General features: G+C 58.3%; 20 protein-coding genes. 7 read left to right on the top strand and 13 right to left on the bottom strand.

Annotated features, from left to right (window positions below; translation table 11 throughout):
* Positions 1-4: 4 nt before the first annotated feature.
* The 4 genes from ABIE61_RS07815 to acuI form a co-directional block, all read right to left on the bottom strand.
* The gene (locus tag ABIE61_RS07815; RefSeq protein WP_354408252.1) at positions 5-469 is read right to left on the bottom strand and encodes a hypothetical protein; all 465 of its coding nucleotides are present in this window, start codon (positions 467-469) and stop codon (positions 5-7) included.
* Position 470: 1 nt separating this feature from the next.
* On the bottom strand, positions 471-1241 hold the full coding sequence (locus ABIE61_RS07810; protein ID WP_354408249.1) for a hypothetical protein: 771 nt from the start codon (positions 1239-1241) through the stop codon (positions 471-473).
* A gap of 231 nt (positions 1242-1472) precedes the next feature.
* A complete protein-coding gene (locus ABIE61_RS07805) occupies positions 1473-2060 on the bottom strand; it encodes a peroxidase-related enzyme (RefSeq protein ID WP_354408247.1) in 588 nt (195 codons plus the stop codon).
* 53 nt (positions 2061-2113) lie between these two features.
* Positions 2114-3100, bottom strand: coding sequence for an acrylyl-CoA reductase (NADPH) (gene acuI / locus ABIE61_RS07800; RefSeq protein WP_354408245.1), 987 nt, complete (start codon positions 3098-3100; stop codon positions 2114-2116).
* A gap of 174 nt (positions 3101-3274) precedes the next feature.
* Here acuI and ABIE61_RS07795 point away from each other — a divergent pair, with 174 nt between their 5' ends.
* The 3 genes from ABIE61_RS07795 (at position 3275) to ABIE61_RS07785 (ending at position 5636) form a co-directional block, all read left to right on the top strand.
* Positions 3275-3814: a GbsR/MarR family transcriptional regulator gene (locus tag ABIE61_RS07795; RefSeq protein ID WP_217633016.1), complete on the top strand. Its 540-nt coding sequence runs from the start codon at positions 3275-3277 to the stop codon at positions 3812-3814.
* 77 nt (positions 3815-3891) lie between these two features.
* Entirely contained in the window at positions 3892-5169 is a 1278-nt protein-coding gene (locus ABIE61_RS07790) for an SDR family oxidoreductase (protein ID WP_354408242.1), read from the top strand.
* Positions 5166-5636 carry a DUF2269 family protein gene (locus tag ABIE61_RS07785; protein ID WP_354408239.1) on the top strand — a complete coding sequence of 157 codons (471 nt, stop codon included), beginning with the start codon at positions 5166-5168 and terminating at the stop codon, positions 5634-5636. The genes ABIE61_RS07790 and ABIE61_RS07785 overlap by 4 nt, the downstream gene beginning before the upstream one ends.
* Positions 5637-5652: 16 nt before the next feature.
* Here ABIE61_RS07785 and ABIE61_RS07780 read toward each other — a convergent pair whose 3' ends face one another.
* The 6 genes from ABIE61_RS07780 to eat form a co-directional block, all read right to left on the bottom strand.
* Positions 5653-5850: a hypothetical protein gene (locus ABIE61_RS07780; protein WP_354408236.1), complete on the bottom strand. Its 198-nt coding sequence runs from the start codon at positions 5848-5850 to the stop codon at positions 5653-5655.
* Position 5851: 1 nt separating this feature from the next.
* Positions 5852-6667, bottom strand: coding sequence for an ethanolamine ammonia-lyase subunit EutC (eutC, locus tag ABIE61_RS07775; protein WP_354408234.1), 816 nt, complete (start codon positions 6665-6667; stop codon positions 5852-5854).
* A 12-nt stretch (positions 6668-6679) separates the two neighbouring features.
* Positions 6680-8065, bottom strand: a complete 1386-nt coding sequence (locus ABIE61_RS07770) for an ethanolamine ammonia-lyase subunit EutB (protein ID WP_354408231.1) — start codon at positions 8063-8065, stop codon at positions 6680-6682.
* A gap of 5 nt (positions 8066-8070) precedes the next feature.
* A complete protein-coding gene (locus ABIE61_RS07765) occupies positions 8071-9405 on the bottom strand; it encodes an aspartate aminotransferase family protein (protein ID WP_354408228.1) in 1335 nt (444 codons plus the stop codon).
* Between the two features lie 17 nt (positions 9406-9422).
* Positions 9423-10409: a phosphotransferase enzyme family protein gene (locus ABIE61_RS07760; protein WP_354408225.1), complete on the bottom strand. Its 987-nt coding sequence runs from the start codon at positions 10407-10409 to the stop codon at positions 9423-9425.
* A 69-nt stretch (positions 10410-10478) separates the two neighbouring features.
* Positions 10479-11939 carry an ethanolamine permease gene (eat, locus tag ABIE61_RS07755; protein ID WP_354408224.1) on the bottom strand — a complete coding sequence of 487 codons (1461 nt, stop codon included), beginning with the start codon at positions 11937-11939 and terminating at the stop codon, positions 10479-10481.
* A 232-nt stretch (positions 11940-12171) separates the two neighbouring features.
* Here eat and ABIE61_RS07750 point away from each other — a divergent pair, with 232 nt between their 5' ends.
* A complete protein-coding gene (locus tag ABIE61_RS07750; RefSeq protein WP_354408221.1) occupies positions 12172-13116 on the top strand; it encodes a helix-turn-helix domain-containing protein in 945 nt (314 codons plus the stop codon).
* A gap of 35 nt (positions 13117-13151) precedes the next feature.
* On the opposite strand, the gene ABIE61_RS07745 is transcribed toward ABIE61_RS07750, so the two are convergent.
* From ABIE61_RS07745 to ABIE61_RS07735, 3 genes are all read right to left on the bottom strand, one after another.
* A complete protein-coding gene (locus tag ABIE61_RS07745) occupies positions 13152-13319 on the bottom strand; it encodes a hypothetical protein (protein ID WP_175527669.1) in 168 nt (55 codons plus the stop codon).
* An 87-nt stretch (positions 13320-13406) separates the two neighbouring features.
* Positions 13407-14741, bottom strand: coding sequence for an ammonium transporter (locus tag ABIE61_RS07740; protein ID WP_354408218.1), 1335 nt, complete (start codon positions 14739-14741; stop codon positions 13407-13409).
* A gap of 463 nt (positions 14742-15204) precedes the next feature.
* Positions 15205-17526, bottom strand: coding sequence for a DUF1989 domain-containing protein (locus ABIE61_RS07735; protein ID WP_354408216.1), 2322 nt, complete (start codon positions 17524-17526; stop codon positions 15205-15207).
* 260 nt (positions 17527-17786) lie between these two features.
* Between ABIE61_RS07735 and ABIE61_RS07730 the strand changes: the two genes are divergently transcribed.
* From ABIE61_RS07730 to ABIE61_RS07720, 3 genes are read left to right on the top strand one after another with little or no spacing between them, the layout of a single operon-like run.
* Positions 17787-18923, top strand: a complete 1137-nt coding sequence (locus tag ABIE61_RS07730) for a sensor histidine kinase (protein ID WP_091827162.1) — start codon at positions 17787-17789, stop codon at positions 18921-18923.
* Complete coding sequence (locus tag ABIE61_RS07725) at positions 18920-19618, top strand: response regulator (RefSeq protein ID WP_091827161.1); 699 nt, start codon at positions 18920-18922, stop codon at positions 19616-19618. Before ABIE61_RS07730 ends, ABIE61_RS07725 begins: the two co-directional genes overlap by 4 nt.
* Positions 19612-20400 (top strand): PAS domain-containing protein, encoded by a 789-nt coding sequence (locus tag ABIE61_RS07720; protein WP_254775038.1) that lies wholly within the window; start codon positions 19612-19614, stop codon positions 20398-20400. Before ABIE61_RS07725 ends, ABIE61_RS07720 begins: the two co-directional genes overlap by 7 nt.
* The last annotated feature ends 3 nt before the right edge of the window (positions 20401-20403 follow it).

Below are 20403 nucleotides of genomic sequence, written 5' to 3'. Positions count from 1 at the left end.
GCCGTCACTGACTCAGTTCCACTTTGAAGGGCCGCTGACAGAATTTTGCGAGAGACTGGCCACGCTCTTCCATTTCGCTGAGCGCTCTTTTGCGCATCAGGATGACCCGTTGTCCATCGTCCATGATCACAACCAGACTGAAACCATGTCGCTCGAGAAAGGTTTTAGTCACGCAAAACCCCGCAATCCGATCCAGCGGCAACTCTGACCGCGCAATGGGATACAGGCTACTGAGATGATGCGTCAGCGTCCCCTTGTTCTTGTCGATCAACAGGTAATGACGCACACACAATCCATGCAAGGCCAAAGTCGCTACCAGGGCCCAGCTCAGAATAACCGGAAACTCACTGGAGAGGCCCAGGTACACCATCAGCAGTGCCGCCAGCATGAATGGAATCGCGACAATCCGGAGTTTGCGCGTCAGAACAAGCTTACCGATATTAGGTGACGACGACGTCCAGGCACTCATCCTAGGCCCCTCCCTTGTTCGCAAGCAGGCTCAATATCACACCCAACACAAGAAAGACCGGGAAAGGCAGTGCCAGCTTGAGAAATATCCGCTGATCCCAAACAGAAGCGTATTTCGTCTGGGCGTCCGTGATGGAGGCACTGGATTCGTACTCAGCTCTACTGTCAGCCAAGGGAGATTTGGAGCCGTGAGCGACCTTTTCAGGATCTGCATCGTTAAGTGAGCTCGTTTCCCGTTGGCTTTGAAGTTCAATTTCTTCTGGCCACTGGGACACGCGATCAAACGCGGGCACAGCGAAATACTGGTGAATGAATCTTGCCAGCTGACGCGTCTCGTCGAGGCTGCCGATGGTGTATTTTTGACCGGCAATCTCAAGCAGGCAGCCTTCCGAGAGTTCCGCGATGGGCGCGACCACCGCACGCTGGTTTGCCAGCGCCCCTTGCGACTGCACGGATCTGCCAAGCCCCCACCAGGACTTTTCAAGTTGTATCGTACGACCGGCAGCATCCAGCACCAGGTGTCGTCGTACACCCAACGCAAGAGCCGTAAAGAAGATGAGAAAAACAGAAGTGCCGATGTAGAAAACCTGCTCGATGCCATCAAGCACGACCGACATCAGCAAGGATCCCAGCAAACAGACCAGCGCAATAGCACCCCAGATAATCCACTTCACTTGGCCTGAGGTTCTGAAATAGAACTGGTTGTCAGACGTTCGCTTCAGGTGCATTCGAGCACCCTTGCTTAACGCGAGATAGTCCGCCTGTTGCGACATAGCCCTTCCCTGAGTCATTGATGGTCACATTCTGGCCGAGCATCTTAACACGGGATCGCCCTGTCAATTCACAGGCCTGATTGATCTCCTCAATGTCAGCAGGCGATGACTGAAGCGACTGGCTTTATAGATCGCGATCTGTCCCCGGACTCATCCAGCAATGCTCGCAGCGACTGACATATCCACCAAAAATGAAGATCACCAGGCGCATCCTGCCCCTGGTGAATCAACTCAGCGCGGCTGGCGACCGAGGTTGTAGAACTCGGCATTCGGGCGCATGCTGGTCACGTTGGCCATACGGTTCGACAGGCCGAAGAAGGATGATATCGCCGCGATATCCCAGATATCGTCCTCGTCAAAACCCTGCGCCTTGAGAGCCGCAAAGTCCTCTTCAGCCACCGCGTAAGCCTGCATCGACACCTTGACGGCGAAATCCAGCATCGCCTTCTGACGTTCGGTGATATCAGCCTTGCGATAGTTGACCGCCACCTGATCGGCAATCAGCGGGTCCTTGGCCCGGATGCGCAGGATGGCCCCGTGGGCCACCACGCAGTACTGGCACTGGTTCAGGTTGCTGGTCGTCACCACGATCATTTCACGCTCGGCAATCGTCAGATTGCCCGGCTTTTCCATCAAGGCATCATGGTAGGCAAAGAAGGCACGAAATTCCTCCGGCCGATGTGCCAACACCAGAAACACGTTAGGAACAAAACCGGCCTTTTCCTGCACCGCCAGAATCCGCTCACGGATATCTTCCGGCATATCAGACAGCTCCGGCACCGGGAAACGGCTGATGGCCTGTTGTTTCACTTCACTCATTACGACTCTCCTGATTGTCGGGACTCGATTGTCGGGACTCTCATCCCTGATGATTACTCGCCGGCAACCGGCACTACGATGCGGCCGCGGATCTGGCCCTTCATCATCAGCGCGGCCTGATCAATCACCTGCTCGAAAGGCACATCGGTGATCAGGTTTTCCAGCTTGTTGATATCCAGGTCCTGTGCCAAACGCTGCCAGGCTTCCAGACGTTCGGCCTTGGGAGCCATCACGCTGTCAACACCGACCAGCGTCACGCCACGCAGAATGAACGGCGCCACTGTGGCCGGGAAGCCCATACCGGCCGCCAGTCCACAGGCCGCCACCACACCACGGTATTTCATCGCAGCACAGACGTTGGCCAGCACCTGGCCACCGGCCACGTCGATGGCACCGGCCCACTGCTCTTTCGCCAGAGGACGGCCTTTCTCGCTGTACTCGGCACGGTCTACGATGCTGGACGCTCCCAGCATCTTGAGGAAGTCGGCTTCTTCCGGGCGACCTGTCATGGCCGCCACGTCGTAACCCAGTTTTGCCAGCACAGCCACGGTCACACTGCCGACGCCGCCAGCGGCACCAGTGACCAGGATCGGGCCATCTTCAGGTTTCACGCCCTGTTTCTCCAGCGCCAGCACACAGAGCATCGCCGTGTAGCCGGCAGTCCCCAGCCCCATCGCCTGACGCTCAGTAAACGGCGCCTGCAGCGGGATCAGCCAGTCGCCCGGCACACGGACTTTCTCGGCCAAACCGCCCCAGTGCTTCTCGCCCACGCCCCAGCCGTTCAGGACCACATGATCACCTGGCTTGAAATCCGGGTTGTCAGACGATTCGACCACGCCGGCAAAGTCAATGCCCGGCACCATCGGGTAGGACTTGGCGATCGGCGCACTGCCGGTCAGCGCCAGCGCATCCTTGTAGTTCATGGTGGAATACGCCACCCGCACGGTCACGTCGCCCTCGGGCAACTGGGCATCATCCAGTTCCTTGAAGGCAACGGTCTGCTGGTCTTCTGCCTTGTCGAGTACGATCGCTTTGAACATAGATCCTCCTGCGGATTGAGCATTTCGGCCGGGCGGCCATAATTAGACGACTGTCTAATTAATGCCAGTAATCAGTCTTGCTGTCCACCTATTTTGGACACTTTCATGCGATTGTGCATAACCGATGTTGACGATTTTGGATGTTTGCACTAATTTCTGTAATGACAGAAATAAATGAAAGGCACCATCATGCAGCTCAGTCCGACCATGCAAACCTTTATTCTTCACTGGGGAGAGATGGGCTCTCGCTGGGGGGTGAACCGTACCGTGGCACAGATTCATGCGCTGCTCTATTTGGCTGGCGAACCCCTGACAGCTGAAACCATTACCGAAACGCTGGGTGTGGCACGCTCGAATGTGAGTACCAGCCTGCGAGAGCTGCAGTCCTGGGGACTGGTTCATACCTCCCAGAAGCTGGGCGACCGACGCGACTATTTCGCCTCTCAGCAGGATGTGTGGGATATCTTCATGACCATCATGGAAGGCCGCAAGCAACGCGAGCTGGACCCAACGCTGACCACCCTGCGCAGCTGCTCGGTTGAAGGCAAGGAAGACAGCGAAACACCCGCCGAGGTACAGGCTCGTATCGATGACACCCTTGAGTTTCTGGAGCAGCTGATCAAGTGGTATGGCCAGATGAAATCGGTCGACCGCAATACGCTGATCAAGCTGATGAAACTGGGTGCCCGTGTGCAGAGCCTGATGAGCAAGTAAAAAATTTACCCGTTTATTTCTGTTTTGACAGAAATAACAAAAACCACTACGCAACGGATCTGCACTGGAGGTACCTCATGCGTGTACTGCTGACCGGCGCCACCGGCTTTATTGGCCAACACTTGCACCGCGCATTGTTGGCAGAGGGACATGAAGTGGTCGCCTGCTCCCGTCAGCGCCCTGACCTGCCGTGCCTGGACTTTTTCCCCTGTGATTTTTCACACGACCTGAGTCCCGAGGACTGGCTTTCCCGTCTGAGCGGCCTGGATGCTGTCATTAATGCGGTGGGCATTATTCGGGAGCGCTCGGGCCAGCGTTTTAATGCCCTGCATACGCAGGCCCCCAAGGCCTTGTTCGGCGCCTGTGCTCAAAAGGGCATCACCCGGGTCATTCAGATTTCGGCCTTGGGAGCTGATGGGCAGGCCGAAACCACCTACCATCTGAGCAAGCGGGCGGCCGATGACTTTCTGGCCCAGCAACCACTGAACTGGCTGATTCTACGCCCTTCTCTGGTGTACGGACCCGGCTCTGCCAGCAGTGAACTGTTTGCCGGCCTTGCCGCACTGCCGCTCACGCCTCTGATCGGTGACGGGCAACAACTAGTGCAGCCAATTCATATCGATGATCTGGTCAAAGCGGTGCTGACCGCCCTTACTAACCAGGCGCCTTCTCGGCAACGGATCGATTGTGTCGGCCCCACAGCCCTGAGTTTCAAAGACTGGCTCAACGGCTGGCGCCAGTGGCTGGGTAAAGTCACCGCTCCATCGATACGAGTACCCTTCATCCTCGCCCAGTCAGGTGCCCGTGTGTGTGCACCCTTCAGCCGCCTGCCGGTGGATACAGAGAGCTTGCAGATGCTGCAACGGGGTAATACGGCCCCGGTCGAACCCTTTAAGCAGGCATTTGGATTTACGCCTCAGCCATTCGAGCACAGCATCGAACAGACGCCAGCCAGTCGTGCCGAGCGCCAGCAGGCCGGGCTATTCTTCCTCTGGCCATTACTGCGCTTGAGCCTGGCCTTCATGTGGATCTGGACAGGGCTGACCTCGGCCCTTTGGTACCCAGTGGATGAGAGCTATCAGATGCTCGCTGCAGTAGGCTTGTCAGGTGTCGCCTTGCCCATCGCTCTCTACGCTGCTGCGCTACTGGATACGCTGCTGGGATTGGCGCTGCTGCTGAATTATCGGCTTCGGCTCGTTCTGCTGTCCCAAGTCGCCATGATGCTGGGGTATAGCCTGATTCTCACCTTTTGCCTGCCCGAATTCTGGCTCCACCCTTTCGGTCCAATCAGTAAAAACCTGCCACTGATTGCCGCCAGTCTGATGCTGTATGTTCGCGAAGGAGACGCACAATGAGTATCTATTTAATCCTGAAATCAGCCCATATCCTCAGCGCTTTTCTGCTGTTCGGCACCGGTCTGGGCAGCGCTTTTTACAAGTACATGAGCTACCGCAGCGGACAGGTTCCCGCCATTGCCGAAACCGACCGGTTGGTGGTGCTGGCCGACTGGTTGTTCACCACCCCGACCATTCTGATTCAGCCACTTACCGGTGTGGCGATGTTGTGGGTTATAGGCCTGCCGATCACCACCCCCTGGGTGATGCTTACCTTCGCCCTCTATCTGCTGGCGGGCCTGTGCTGGTTGCCTGTGGTGTGGTTGCAGCTGAGGATGAAAGCGCTGTCCCGGCAGGCGGCTGCGGATAATGCGCCGCTGCCGGACAGCTACCATCACTACAGCCGCTACTGGTTCTGGCTGGGGGTGCCCGCCTTTTTAGCCATGGTCATCGTAGTCGGATTAATGGTGTTCAAGCCGTACTTCTGACGACAGATACCCGCGATCAGGCACTCTCGACCGCAAGCGTTTCACTGGACTCACGATGCCCCAGCTCTCTGACTGTCGCAGCCCAGCTCTCGCGCTCTGCTTCGCTGGAGAGAATAAGCGAGCCGAAAAGACTGTGTTCAACGGGCGCTACGCCACAGAGCTGCAGGGTGTAGCGTCGCAATTGTTCGGGCACAGGAGCGGCCTGCTGTTCCAAATTACTCCAGCAGGAAATTGCGCTGGCCTTCCCCTTCCAGTGCCTCGGCGTCACCGGATTCGTCTTTCAGCTCGACACCAGAGAGTTTGCGCCGCAGGGACTCCCTGACCAGCCAAAGCAGGCGTTCGGCCGCATCCTGCGGCGAGATACCGGCCGGACGGATATTGGAAATGCAGTTGCGTGCGGCATCGGTCAAACCGACGCGCGGGTTGTAGGTGTAGTAGATGCCCAGACTGTCCGGCGAGCTGAGCCCCGGTCGCTCACCCACCAGCAGAATCACTACTCGACTGTCCAGCAACTCACCGACTTCGTCCCCCACCGCGACTCTGCCCTGCTGCACGATGCAGACCGGTGATCGGGTCAGTCCTTCAGCCGCCAGGCGCTGATCCACTTCGGCCGCGACCCGTGCCGCATGACGCTGTACCGCCGTGGACGAAAGACCATCGGCGATCACGATGGTCGCATCGCTGGCGGGTTGCTGTTCGCTCAGCTGTTTCAGCAAGGCCGCCGAGTCGGCATCCAGCCGTCGTCCCTTGTCCGGCCGTTGCAGGTAGGTTGCGCGATCCTCCGCCTGACTGTGCAGCAACAGGCTCTGCAGCCCGGCCTCCGCCAAGTCAGATTGAAGCTGCCTCACATCCAGCGGGATATGTACGGCATCCCGGGCGCGGGCATGGGCCTGCTGGAACTCCAGCTGGGGCGCCGTGGGCTGGCTGATGCCACTGCGACCCAGCCCGATGCGGGCATCGGTATGGCGGCGCAGGCTGGCCCAGCTGTTGGATGTTACGATCTGATGTTTATCCACAGGATTCTTTTCCACAATCAGGCCTCCTTACAACCGGTCCTGAAGATGGGCAAAGGGCGGCGGCAGCGTCGAACCGCTGGCCAGCCGATTGTCCTTACCGAAAATGCCCATCTTCTCCAGCCAGGCGGCAAACTCAGGTGCCGGCGGCTTGTTCAGTACCTCACGCACGTAGAGGGCGTCGTGAAACGAGGTGGTCTGGTAGTTGAGCATGATGTCGTCAGAGCCGGGTATGCCCATGATGAAGTTGATACCGGCCACGCCCAGCTGGGTCAGCAGCATGTCCATGTCATCCTGATCCGCTTCGGCGTGGTTGGTGTAGCAGATATCACAGCCCATCGGCAGGCCCAGCAGCTTGCCGCAGAAGTGGTCCTCCAGCCCGGCGCGGATGATCTGTTTGCCGTCGTACAGGTACTCGGGGCCGATAAAGCCGACCACGGTATTCACCAGCAACGGATCGAAACGGCGCGCCACGGCATAGGCGCGGGTCTCGCAGGTCTGCTGATCGACGCCATGATGGGCGTTGGCCGACAGCGCGCTGCCCTGACCGGTTTCGAAGTACATGACGTTCTCGCCCACGGTGCCACGCCCCAGCTCCAGTGCCGCCTTGTGCGCCTCATCCAGGATCGACAGGCTGATGCCGAAACTGTCATTGGCCGCCTGAGTACCGGCGATCGACTGGAACACCAGATCCACCGGCGCGCCCCGATTGATCGCCTCCAGGTGGGTGGTGACATGGGTCAGCACGCAGGACTGGGTCGGAATTTCGTAGCGCTGGATCACGTCGTCGAGCAAGTGCATCAGCCGGGTCACTGCATGGTAGTTGTCGGTGGCCGGGTTGATGCCGATCACCGCATCGCCATTGGCATAGAGCAGGCCATCCAGCACGCTGGCGGCAACGCCGGCCGGGTCATCGGTGGGGTGGTTGGGCTGCAGCCGCGTGGACATTCTGCCGCTCAGACCGATGGTGTTGCGAAAGCGGGTGACCACTTCGGTTTTCTGCGCTACCAGAATCAGGTCCTGTATTCGCATGATCTTGGACACGGCGGCCACCATCTCCGGCGTCAGCCCCGGCGCAAGTGCGCTCAGGCTCTCGCGGTTGGCATGATCGGACAACAGCCAGTCACGGAAGTCACCCACCGTCAGATGCGCCACCGGCGTGAAGGCGGCAGCATCATGCGTATCGAGAATCAGCCGGGTGACTTCGTCCTGTTCATAGGGGATCAGCGCCTCGTTCAGGAACTGTTTCAGCGGCACTTCGGCCAGACAACGCTGCGCAGCCACCCGCTCGGTGGCGTTCTCCGCCGCGATGCCCGCCAGACAATCACCGGAGCGCAGCGGCGTCGCCTTTGCCATCAGGGTTTTCAGGTCCGGGAAACAGTATCGAGTCTGGCCGATATCGACGTGATAGTTCATGCGATTTACCCCGCCGTTGCCCTGATCGACTGTTCAAGCCGATCCAGAAACAGGTCCGCTTCAGCCCGTGCAATACAGAGCGGCGGACGGATTTTCAGCGTGCTGCCGGTCTTGCCTGCGGCACCGATCAACACACCGTTACGCTTGAGGGCATTGATGACCGCCGTGGTCCGGGCCGCATCCGGCGCGCCATCCCGGGCCGGGTTGCACAGGTCAAGGCCGATGAACAGACCCGCACCCCGCACCGCAGCCACCTCCTCAAAGGTAGACTGCAGTCCCTCAAACTGCTGCTTCAGGTAATCACCCTGCTGACGGGCATTGGCGATCAGTGCTTCCTCTGCCAGTACATCCAGCACCGCCATACCGGCAGCCACCGCAACGGTCGAGCCGCCGAAAGTATTGAAGTAGCCCACATCCTCATTGAGGGCAGCCAACAGCTCTTCCCGCGCTGCCAGCCCGGCCATCGGGAAGCCGTTCCCCATCGGTTTGCCCATGGTGACCACGTCAGGTGTCACCTGGTGACGGGCAAAGCCCCACATGCCTGTGCCGGTGCGACCGAAACCGGGCTGTACTTCGTCCGCAATCAACAGCGCGCCCTGAGCCTGCAGCCATTCAACTGCCGGCTTGAGGAAACCCGCCGGGTCGGCGTAGACACCATCACTGGAGAAGATCGAATCCACCAGCAGCGCTGCACAGCCGTACCCCAGCGCATCCAGACGCGCCACACCGGCGCGCACCTGATCGGCAAACCAGGCGGAAGGGTCGGCCTGCTCAGGCATCTGCGAAATCGGGATGACATGTACATGCTCAGGCAGCGAGCCTTTTTTGAAGGATGAGGGCGACACCTCGGTCACGGCTGAGGTGTTGCCGTGGTAGGCCGCCTCGGTAACGATGATGCCCTGATGCCCGGTCCACTGACGTGCCAGACGCAGGGCCATATCGTTGCTTTCACTGCCGGTACACATCATCACCAGACGGTTCAAAGGCGGTGGCAGCGTGGCCAGCAGGCGCTCTGAATACCGGTGTATGCCTTCATGCAGATATCGGGTGTGTACATTCAGCGTGCCCATCTGCTCGGCCACTGCCTGCACCACTCTTGGGTGACAATGCCCGACAGAGGGTACATTGTTGTACACATCCAGATAGCGCTGCCCCTGATCGTCAAACAGCCAGACCCCTTCGCCCCGAACAATGTGCAAGGGTTCCTCGTAGAACAGCATTGAGGTGGGGCCAACGGTTTCCAGACGCTTGCGCACCAACGCCCCGATTCGCTCATCGGCCTGCTGAAGACGGTCGAAACTGAACGCATTCTGATCCAGAATTCCACGGATATCGCTCACGGTAATGTCTCCTCGCTTCAGCCATTATTCTGTAGATACTGTCGGGCCAGCTGGGCCGTCCCTTCAATGTAACCATCAATCAAGCCCTGTGCCGCCTCGCTATCGGCATGCGAGGCCAGCCAGGCACTGAGCATGATGCGCCGGATCATGACGAAGGTGTCCAGCATCGCTTCATCCGCCGCGGTAAATTCGGCGACCGAGCGATAACCCTGTACCCAGGCCTTGCGCAGCTGCGGGATGATCGGGTCCAGCTCGTAGAAGCTGATCGCGGCTGCAAAGTCATAGGCATACCAGCAGAAGCCGCTGTCATCGAAGTCAATGATCGACAGTCGGTCTCCGTCCACCAGCAGGTTGGCCAGACGCAGATCCGCATGCACCAGCCCATAGCGATCAGCGCTCTGCCCATAGTCCATAATTGCCTGCTCAATGTGCCCGATCGCTTGATTAATCAGGGCTTCATCACCCGACGTCAGCCCCGGGGCATCACGCCAGTCGCCCCACAGGCCGTCAGGGGCGATCATGGTGTCCAGATTCCAGCGCTTGCGCACGAACCAATCCGGCGGCTGCCAGTCTCGGCTGTGCTGATGTAGCCTGGCCGTCATCGCCCCCAGCTTCTCGAACCAGTGGGGCAGGCTCTGCCCAACATCGGGCTCGGCCCCCTTCACATGCTCAAAGCCCACGGCAAAAAAGTCGCGCCCTTCGGCATTCAGGCTGATAACCGGACTGCCGTTCTGGGTCTCCAGCGGCGATGGTGTATGGATCCGCCCCGAGGCACGCAGGTCATTAATCCATGCCAGTTCGGATTCAATTTCCTCACGTACATGATAATCAGGCCGATGCACGCGGATGATTATTTTTCGATCCGTGTGACGATCACGGGAAATAAAAGTGGCATTTTCAGACGTCGTCAGTAAATCGATATGAGCGTCAGCCGGCATCTGCCAATATTCAAGACACTGCCCCAGTTCTAACCTGAGAGTATTCACCAGAGTATCGGTATACATCTGATTATCTCCATCCTGTAAAAACATTTACTGCCAGAAAACCCGCACCCAAAGGTGCGGGCCAGATATTCAGGCGCGAGAAGTATCAGCCTGCAGCGGCAACTCAGCTTCAGGCAGGTGAACACCGTCCATTTCATCAAGATCGTGTTCCGCATCGAGAATCAGTGCCAGCTCCTCATCGGCGGATTTAGCGACCAAATGACGTCGACCGTAGGCGAAGAAGTAGACGGCACCGATGACGAACAGCACCAGGGTGTAGTTGAAAGCGCGCGGATCAAAGGCGTAGACACCGGTCATCGCCACCAGCGACAGCACCAGCGCAATGGATGAGGTGAAGATGCCACCCGGGGTCCTGTAGGGGCGCTTCAGCTCGGGACGGCGCAGACGCAGCAGGATATGGCTCAGGGCCATCAGTGCGTAGGAAATGGTCGCCCCCACCACTGCCATGCCCAGAATCAGGTCACCCTCGCCGGTCAGTGAGACCAGAAAACCGAAGATGCCCGGCACAACCAGCGCCCAGGTCGGCGCCTTGCGCTTGCTGGTCAGGGAAAGCTCCTTGGGCAGGTAGCCGGCACGAGAGAGGGCGAACACCAGACGGCTGTAGCCGTAGATCACTGAGAAGAAGGAGGCGATCAGACCGGCCAGGCCCAAAACGTTGATCGCAGTCGCCAGGCCACTGCTGCCGGTTGCCTTGAGCGCATCCACCAGCGGTACACTGCTGCTGCCGATCACATCAGCGCCGGCGGCACCCGCCAGCAGGAACATGACCAACGCCGCGGTGAACAGCAATACAATCATCGCGCCGATGATGCCCTTGGGCATGTCACTAGCAGGGTCGCGCGCTTCTTCCGCTGCCAGAGGCACCCCTTCCACAGCAAGGAACAGCCACATGGCAAACGGCAGTGCGGCCCAAACGCCATACCAGCCGAACGGAAGTATTTCACTGGCACCGGCCGCATCGGTCGGCGCGATATTGAACAGGTTGGCCGTCTCAAAATCACCGATCAAGGCAATCGCCGTGGCCAGAATAGCCACCACCGCCAATCCGCTGATTACCATCATGGTTTTCAGCGCCTCACCGACACCGGCCAGATGGATGCCGATGAAAATGGCGTAAAACAGCGCGTAAACCCAGGGACCGTTGATCCCCAGCAACTCCTCAACGGCAGCGCCGATGAAGATCACGATCGCCGCCGGTGCCAGTGCGTACTCAATCAATACCGCCAGCCCCGTGAGGTAACCCCCGGTAGTGCCCATGGTCTGGCGGGCAAAACTGTAGCCGCCGCCAGCCGCCGGAATCGCCGCCGACATCTCGGCCAGCGAGAGCACCAGCGCAAAGTACATGGTCGCCATCAGTGCGGCCGCGATGGCAAATCCACCCCAGCCCGCTTCAGCAAGGCCAAAGTTCCAACCGGCAAAGTCGCCGGATATAACGTAGGACACCCCAAGACCTGCCAGCAGGACCCAGCCCGCAGTCCCCTTTTTAAGCTGGCGCTTGGCCAGATAGTCCTGATCGATTGTATTAGCCATGAGCATTCCCCTGATCAATAACTATTTAAATTGTCGATGCCCATTCCCTTTCGCTGCCTCCCAACGAAAGGGAATGGATATTGCTAGCACTTTCAGCGTAACGAGAGCGTGCAAGCGCCAGTTATCAAAAATTGGCAAATGTGCATGGGCAGGAGTGAATACGATGGTGCGGACTTGGCAGAATCAAAATACGGCGTCCATACTGGATCGAAAAAATAATAAAGAGGCCAAGGTGCACCAAAATAAACAAAAAGCACCACAAAGGTGCATATCCGTTTCAGATGACATTAATGAGCAGGCCTTTCATCTGACCGACTGGAGTCAGGAATATAACCAGTACAGCAGCGGCCGTTTTCAGGGCCGTGTCGAAGAGTGTCAGTTTGACGGTATCCAGCTGATCAACGAGTACACCAATCAGGCATTACATCAGCACTGCATGGTCTGGCCTGATGCCTTCTGGCTCGGCATTCCGACCAATCGTGAACACTTTCGCATCAACGGCCAGTCCGTCGAGCAGGAAGATCTGCTCTGGCGTCACGGCAGTACCCCCTTCGAACTGGTGACTCCGGCAGACTGCAACATCTTCAGTATTGTGGTTCAGCAAGAAGAACTGTTCGGCCTGGCCGCGCGCCAGGGCATCGCTACTCAGTCCAGTGTCTCCGGTGGCAACCCGCGTCTGCGCGGCAGCCGACATCAGATCGAGGAGCTGTCGCTGCTGGTCACACGGATACTGGCAGCAGCCGACGAGGGCATGGATACCGAAATCCACAAGGACCTGCTGATACAGCAACTGCTGAACCTGCTGGACACGGCAGAAGTTAACGAGCGGGTCATCCCCAGTTACCGGCATCGCAAGGCGGTCGTGGATCGAGTGCGGGAATATGTGGATGCAAAGGGTGATTTGCCGGTCACAATGACGTCTCTGTGTGACCTGGCCTGTGTCAGTCGGCGTACCTTGCAGTACAGTTTTGAAAGCATTCTGGGTATCAGCCCGGTGCAGTTCCTGCGTGCGACCCGCCTCAACCGGGTACGTCGCAAATTGTTGTCTGCCGAAGGCACCTCAATCTCCGATGCAGCCGCCAGTCAGGGCTTTTACCATCTGAGCCAGTTCGCTACCGACTACAGACGCCTTTTTGGCGAGCGCCCCTCAGAAACCCTCAGACGTATCGCCCACTGAAAGCCAAGGGAGGCCGAAGCCTCCCTCTTAACGGTTTACAGGTGTTTGTCGAACGCCTCTTTCTCGTGCTTCATAATGCTGGCGTTCAGAAACAGATAGAGCCCTACGGCAGCAGCCAGACTGATGGCAATGCCGGTTGGGCTGTCAGCGAACGTGAAGTAGGCGGATACGTTTTCCCAGCTGGTGATTGGACTTGAAAACATGATGTGCTCCTCGGTGCCATTCGCACCCTTGTTGACTCATCTTTCGTTCATGGGGCGCTGCCAAGACAGCGCCATTTCAGTGAAAGCTCAGACCAGTTTTTCCTGACCCGGCTCCAGCGTGTTCTCGATGATCGCCTGTGCCGGCAGTGACTCTGGGTAGGGCTTGGCCGGGATTTCGACCAGGTCCAGACCGAGCACTTCGACCTGAGGCGGTACACGCAGGGCATTCAGTTTCTTCAGCACGTAGGAGATGCCCCAGCCCGGAATGAAGCCGGTCAGTGCCATCACGATGCCACCAATCAGCTGCCCGGTTAGAGTAATATCAGGCAGGTCACCCACATTCGGGTAAGAAGAGGCAAACACACCGACCATCACGACACCGTAAAGGCCACAGAAACCGTGTACTGCCACCGCACCCACGGCATCATCCACGCCCATCTTCTCGATCATGCGGCCCACAACCGGCATCAGTGCACCACCGCTGGCGGCGATGACAAAGGCCAGACCCGGGTAGTAGAGATCCAGCCCCGCAGCCACGGTGATGATCCCTGCCAGGCCACCGGACATGGTCCAGAACGGCTCACGCGAGGTCAGGTAGGCACCGATGACACCACCGGCAAAGCCCATCAAGGTGTTGAAGCCGAACGCGGACAGGTTGGTCGGGTTGCCATAGATCGTGGTCCAGCCGGTATCACCACTATTAAAGATGATGCAGCCACCCAGGAAGCCAAAGAAACCGACGATGATCATCATCAGGCCGATCAGTGACATCGGCAGGCTGTGTGGCGGGATATACATCGCAACACCGTTCTGGAACTTGCCAACGCGCGCACCCAGGTTCATCAGCACACCCAGCGCGAAGAAGCCGGCAACCCCATGTACCACACCAGACGCACCCACATCGTGGTAGCCCAGCTTGGTCAGCAGCCAGCCATCCGGGTGCCAACCCCAGGCACCAGCCAGAATCCAGACAGCGGAACCAAGAATGGCCGCCAGGATCAGGAAGGCACTCAGACGGATACGTTCGATCACGGCACCGGACAGGATCGAGCCGGTGGTAGCACCAAACAGGGCGAAGGCGGCGAAGAAGATGCCGGTACCCATATCCTTAACGTCAGGCCCCATGCTCACACTCCAGGGCAGCGCCGCAGAAGCATCAATCGGAATCAGGCCGTTCGGGAAGGCATTGTAGATCCACCAGCCGAAGAAGTAGAAGGTTGGAATAATGACCGAAAGGGTCAGAATATTCTTCATCCCTGAGGTCAGGGCGTTCTTGACGCGGGAAGCGCCAATTTCATAGGCGAGGAATCCGGCATGGATCATGAACATGATGGCAGTACACCACCAGTAGAACACTTCCACATTCATCGCTTGGTGCATTTCGAAAGTCGCCTTGAGCGACTCCACGGTTTCCACAGTCATAGGCTTGTCCTCGTTTATGCGGAAAGGGTCCGCTTTTGTTTGCTGCGTCGCAGCATATAAGCCCGAACATCCTTGCTCTTCAGTGATATTTATTTCCTGATAAGAAAAAGCAAACCATGTGCCAAAAGTATCCACAACCCATAAAATATAGAAATAACATTTATAAGATATTGTTTTATAACGTTTTAAAAACAATTAACTCTTGAGTGAAAAATTATTTTCTCGGATAAAACACCCTGTGGATAATTACCGTGCTTTATACGAGGGCTTTTCGCACTTGCGTGCACCCGTATTGTTCATTTAGTAGCCAAGCACAAAAAAAGCGCCCACAAAGGCACTGCTGTCCCATAGTTTTTGATCATAAAGGGATCCTCATTTGAGGGTCCCTTTTTTCTGGCTTTAGTGGAGGAGGATTAAGCAGCGCCCACAAAGGGCGCTTTCATGAAAGATATTTTCAGGGGTATCAGCTTCTCACTTTGATCCGCTCCGGATCATGGAAAGGCAGTGCCTGAACCTGAGCCGGCAACCGCTTCTGCAGTCCGTCCAGCTGACCCACTTCCAGTCGGGTACCCGGTTCAGACCAGGCGGGCTGAACCCGACAGAGTGCAATCATTTTGCCCAGCAAGGGCGAGGCCGTTGCGCTGGTTATCTGACCAACCGGCATGCGCCCGTCGTACACCAGATCACCGTGGTGAACAGGCTCATTGCCATCCAGCACCAGCCCCACCAGCTTCTGCCTGCTCTCAGGCGACTGCCGCTGCAGCGCCGCTCGCCCGCTGAAGTCTTCTTCCTTGGTTTTCATCGGCACGGTGAAGCCGATGCCGGCCTCGTAGGGGTTGGTCTGGTTGCAGAATTCGTGCTCAGCAAAGATCAAGCCCGCCTCGATTCGCAGCATGTCCAACGCGGCAAACCCCAGTGGCGCCAGACCATGGGGCTGGCCGGCCTGCCAAATCGCATCCCATACCGCTGCGCCGTCATCGGGATGACACCACACCTCAAAACCCAACTCACCGGTGTAGCCGGTCCGCGAAACCATCAGCGGTATGCCTTCCGGCCCGCCCAAACGGCCAATGGTGAAGTGGAACCACTTCAATTCGCTCACCGGTGTCCGGTTTTCCGGCTGCCAGATCAATTCCGACAGCAGCGCTCGGCTGTTGGGCCCCTGTACGGCCAGGTTATGCAGCTGGTCGGTCGACTCACGAATACTGACCCGATCTCCGCGCTGGGCGGCCAGCTCACGCAGCCAGGTGCCGGACCAGGGATCGCCGCATACCCAGCGGAAGGCCTGCTCCCCCATGCGGAACAGCGTGCCGTCATCCACCATGCCACCGGTCTCGAAACAGGCGGCCGAGTAGACAATTTCACCCACCGCAAGCCGGCGCACATTACGGGTCAGGGCATACTGCAACAGCGCTTCGGCATCGGGGCCAACCACTTCGAACTTGCGCAACGGCGACAGATCCATGACAGCGACGGACTCACGACAGGCCAGATATTCGGCACGCGCGCCCCAACCTTCAAATTCGGTCGGCACCCAATAGCCGCGGTATTCATCAAAGTGCTTGGTCAGTTTCGAAGTACGGCTGTGAAACGCGGTCTGTTTGGTCATGCGCGGCAACTCCTCAGGCACCACGCGATGGGCAATGGCGCGCTCGAACTGGTTTTCCGCGCCATAGACGCGGACATGGATATCGGTGGGTATCCAGCCATTGGCCGGATCGATGTCATCAGGGCAGGCTGAAGACGCGCATATCAGGTCCCGATTCGCGCGCAGCAGGACGTAGTCACCGGGACGCGACCAGGGCTCATCCATACCTACCGTGCCGCAGGGCTCGATCAGCGTGTTGAAGAAAAAATTGATGGCAGGCCAGCCAGCGCGGGGCGCCACGCCATACTCCCTCAATGCACGGTTGAAATTGTCCGTACAGCTGACATGACCGAAGTAGCCACTGTCCTCGTAATACTTGGGCGTGCAGGCCAGCAGGAAGCTGTCGTGGCGACCGACCGTGTCCTGTACCAGCTCCAGCATCGGCTGCAGGCGGTTGTCGGCAAATCGTGAGTACAGCCCCGGCTGGGGCAAGGCGTGTCCCGCCAAGGTCCGTGTCGCCACCGCATCCAGCGTAATCTCTTCGCCTCTTTCCAGCGCCTCGGCATCGAAGGCGATGAAGTCGGAGCATTGCTTGCCCGCCACATCAATAATCTGAATCCACTCACCCGCCTTGACGCGGTATACACGTGCGCTGCTGTGTGGGACATGCACCTCCTGCACCGGCTCACTCAGCGGATCGGGCAGCTCAGTCATCTCGCCCGGCAAACGCCAGAAGGCAACATTCAACTCTGTCGCAGTGGTTTGCTCCTGCGGCATCATGTCAGCCCCCGGCGCAGCCAGCACCAGATGGATGGCCCCTGTACGCTCCGTGGCTTCAATCATGCACGGCAACTGATCGGCATCCAGATGAAGCCCTTGTTGCAGATGGGATTCCGTCACGCCCCATGCCAGCAATCTTTGCCGCAGCCTGTCACCCGAAGGGCGAGACTGTTGCAGCTGCGCTTGCACCTCAGGCATACCGGACGTGGCCTGTCCCAACTCCAGACGCTCACGCGCCGAGCCGGGGCCTTCATCAAGCATGAACAGCTCACAGCACTGCCCTTCGTCCGGACTGTCAATCTGCAACCGCTCACCCGGCAACAGTGTTAACCGTATTGCCTGTTGCGCCGCGATACGCTTGCGGCTCGTAGCCGGCGGCTCACCCGTGATCAAATGATCATGAAATTGCGTGTTCATACCTTCACCCCTGGCCACTCACATTCACATGGCCTGCGCCACCGTTCGGTGCACAGGCCGGCGCCATGCCCTGTTGTGTGGCTCTTTTCCCATCGGAACAACGGCGCCGGCCACATCAACCATGGGTAAAAATTCTTTACCTGTAGTGACTTTCGGGCAATTCATCAAAGGAGCTACCTCTGTAGGGGTAGACCTTAATATGCTGGCATGATCCGTGCATTTTCACTCACGTTTAGACCCAATTCGAACAGGAGGATGGCGTGACGGTTAGTTTTTCACGCTGGTTCGGGCGCGTTCAGGCAGGCGGAAAGGCTGAACAGCCGCGGTATTATCCACAACGCGAACTGTTGCACCGGGTAAGCCTGACCCTTGTTCGCTGTCCGAACCTGGAAGACACCTTGCCCGACCTGCTGAGTCAGGTGCTGCTGGACGCCGGCTGCTCAAGCCCCGTGTGGCTTGCGTGGCGCGTCACTGCCGATGTGCACTGGTCCCTCAATGGAACCGGGCCCCAGCCTTCCCCGCTTGAAACCGCCCGACTGAAATATCAGCTGGACCTCGCCACTCGTGGCAACCGATTCCAGCTGCAGCCCGAAGACACTCTTGCCCGGCATGAAATCACGGGGCTGCGCATCCCCGACAGCGAAGGCGGTCTGCAGCTTTGGCTGTTGGCTCCCCTCTCTCTTGCCACATCAGGCGAAGACCGACGACAGTTGCTACGTGATCTTGGTCAGGCGGTGCATGCCGGGCTCGACATCAGACTGGAACACGAACGGCAACTGACCGCCCTGCGCCAGGAAGTACAACAGAACCTGGCCGCCAGTTTGCACGACTCCGTCGCCCAGCAGCTTTGTTATCTATGCCTTCAAACCGGCCGTCTTGAACAGCAGGCCACTCAGCTGTCAGCGGATCAGCTGCAGGAGCGTCTGTCCGATATCCGGTGTCAGACCCGTCAGGCCTACCGACAAACACGGGAATTGATCAGCAGCGCCCGCATCCGCCTGCAGCACAGCCTTCATCAGGAGCTTCTGTGTGCCGTTACCGATTTCGAGCGCAACTCCAGTCTGCTGTTTGAGCTTGATAACCGCCTCACCGGATACCCTTTGCCCGAACCGGTTGCCGTGGAATTGCTGCTGATCATCCGTGAGGCGTTGAGCAATGTGGTCCGGCACGCTCACGCCCAGAAAGTCAGGATTCAACTGCTGCCACATGGCAAGAACGGATTCCATGTTCATATTCAGGACGATGGTCAGGGACTGCCGGCACAACGCAACGCCGACAGTTTCGGTCTGGGCATCATGGAGGAACGCGCGCGTCGCATCGGCGCTCGGTTCCGTCTTGAGTCCACCCCCGGCAACGGGACCTGCATCGAACTGATCGCCGAGGAACTATGCCCATGACAGACGTCAACGTAATGCTGGTGGATGATCACCCGCTGTTTCGACGGGGGGTTGCCGAGCTGCTGCAGGACAGCGGCCATTTCCGTGTGACGGCCCAATTCAGCCACCCCGATCAAGTGCTGGAGGCGGTGAACGACTCCGTACCGGATCTGGTGCTGCTGGATCTTCACATGCCCGGCCAGAGCGGCCTTGAATTGCTGCAGGCAATCAAGGAGCGCCACAGCGGCGTCAAGGTTGTGATGCTGACGGCGTCCGATGACCCGACACATTTGATGGATGCCCTGCGTCTGGGGGCCGAAGGCTACCTGCTCAAGGATACGGAGCCTGGCCTGATACTGGAGCGGCTGGAATCGATCCTTAACGGGCAGCTGGGTCTTGATGACGAGATGATGCTGTTATTGCGCGAGGGTTTGCGTCGACAGGACAGTCTGCAGGATACCGGACGTTCGCTCCCAACCAGCGCTTCCCCAGCGGACGAGCACTGGTATGCAACCCTGACCGAGCGAGAGCGTGAAACCCTGGTCTGGATATCACGCGGCCTCAGCAACAAGTTGATCGCCCGCGAGATGGGCATCAGTGACAGCACCGTCAAGGTGTATGTCAAAAGTCTGCTGCGCAAACTGCACCTGCATTCCCGACTCGAACTTGCCGCATGGGTGCACACTAATCCACTGCCGGATAACATCCTATGCTGAGCCAAATGCTGGATCTTATTCGTCCCTCGGGCCGATCTGCACAGGCGAGCGGATACGAGCCTGAGTACGTATTGAACAACCTTGAAACAGCCATTTTGGTCATCGATGCCAATGGCCGCATTCTGCAGGCCAATCGATGCTGGAAGGAACTGAGCCGTGGCAACCTCAGCATGCTCTTTCACGAGTACCTGCACCCGGGCGACCGTGCTCAGTGGCAACAAGCATTGATCCGGCTGGAGCGTTCGGTCTGCCTGCGACTGCTGACCACCGAACAGCGCACAAGCCGCTGGTTTGAGCTGAAACTCTCGGCCCTGAACCCGGAGACGGGCTGGCCGCTCACCATAACCTTGCTGGACATCAGCGAGCGCATGGACGAGTCACGCCAGCGGGAGGCGCACTGGCGCAGCCTGCATCAATTGCTGCAGCACCTGCCCGCGATGCTCTACCGAGGACGCAACAATCGTCACTGGACCATGGAGTATGTCAGCGCAGGCTGTCGTGAACTTACGGGGTACAGCCCGGAGGTACTGACCAACCAGTCTTGCCTCAACTACGGCGACCTGATCCATCCGGATGACTCCGGCCCTGTCTGGGAGCAGGTTCAGGAAGCCCTCAGCCGATGTAGCGAGTTTGAGCTGCACTATCGGTTGCAGCATGCGGATGGGCATTTTGTGCCGGTCAGCGAGAAAGGCTGTGGGCTGTATGCCGACAACGGCTCAATACTGGGGGTTGAGGGTATTGTCGTAGCCTTTGCCACCCCACCGGACTACCCCCGAATTTAACCC

The organism is Marinobacterium sp. MBR-111 (genome assembly GCF_040547585.1).
Lineage (GTDB): Bacteria > Pseudomonadota > Gammaproteobacteria > Pseudomonadales > Balneatricaceae > Marinobacterium > Marinobacterium iners.
This window is presented reverse-complemented; position numbering and strand designations above follow the sequence as displayed.

What these genes read in the sequence shown, in the direction of transcription:
- ABIE61_RS07815 (WP_354408252.1), bottom strand. Translation starts at nt 469, where the DNA reads ATGAGTGCCTGGACGTCGTCGTCACCTAATATCGGTAAGCTTGTTCTG.
- ABIE61_RS07810 (WP_354408249.1), bottom strand. Translation starts at nt 1,241, where the DNA reads ATGTCGCAACAGGCGGACTATCTCGCGTTAAGCAAGGGTGCTCGAATG.
- ABIE61_RS07805 (WP_354408247.1), bottom strand. Translation starts at nt 2,060, where the DNA reads ATGAGTGAAGTGAAACAACAGGCCATCAGCCGTTTCCCGGTGCCGGAG.
- acuI (WP_354408245.1), bottom strand. Translation starts at nt 3,100, where the DNA reads ATGTTCAAAGCGATCGTACTCGACAAGGCAGAAGACCAGCAGACCGTT.
- ABIE61_RS07795 (WP_217633016.1), top strand. Translation starts at nt 3,275, where the DNA reads ATGAAAGGCACCATCATGCAGCTCAGTCCGACCATGCAAACCTTTATT.
- ABIE61_RS07790 (WP_354408242.1), top strand. Translation starts at nt 3,892, where the DNA reads ATGCGTGTACTGCTGACCGGCGCCACCGGCTTTATTGGCCAACACTTG.
- ABIE61_RS07785 (WP_354408239.1), top strand. Translation starts at nt 5,166, where the DNA reads ATGAGTATCTATTTAATCCTGAAATCAGCCCATATCCTCAGCGCTTTT.
- ABIE61_RS07770 (WP_354408231.1), bottom strand. Translation starts at nt 8,065, where the DNA reads ATGAACTATCACGTCGATATCGGCCAGACTCGATACTGTTTCCCGGAC.
- ABIE61_RS07760 (WP_354408225.1), bottom strand. Translation starts at nt 10,409, where the DNA reads ATGTATACCGATACTCTGGTGAATACTCTCAGGTTAGAACTGGGGCAG.
- eat (WP_354408224.1), bottom strand. Translation starts at nt 11,939, where the DNA reads ATGGCTAATACAATCGATCAGGACTATCTGGCCAAGCGCCAGCTTAAA.
- ABIE61_RS07745 (WP_175527669.1), bottom strand. Translation starts at nt 13,319, where the DNA reads ATGTTTTCAAGTCCAATCACCAGCTGGGAAAACGTATCCGCCTACTTC.
- ABIE61_RS07740 (WP_354408218.1), bottom strand. Translation starts at nt 14,741, where the DNA reads ATGACTGTGGAAACCGTGGAGTCGCTCAAGGCGACTTTCGAAATGCAC.
- ABIE61_RS07735 (WP_354408216.1), bottom strand. Translation starts at nt 17,526, where the DNA reads ATGAACACGCAATTTCATGATCATTTGATCACGGGTGAGCCGCCGGCT.
- ABIE61_RS07725 (WP_091827161.1), top strand. Translation starts at nt 18,920, where the DNA reads ATGACAGACGTCAACGTAATGCTGGTGGATGATCACCCGCTGTTTCGA.
- ABIE61_RS07720 (WP_254775038.1), top strand. Translation starts at nt 19,612, where the DNA reads ATGCTGAGCCAAATGCTGGATCTTATTCGTCCCTCGGGCCGATCTGCA.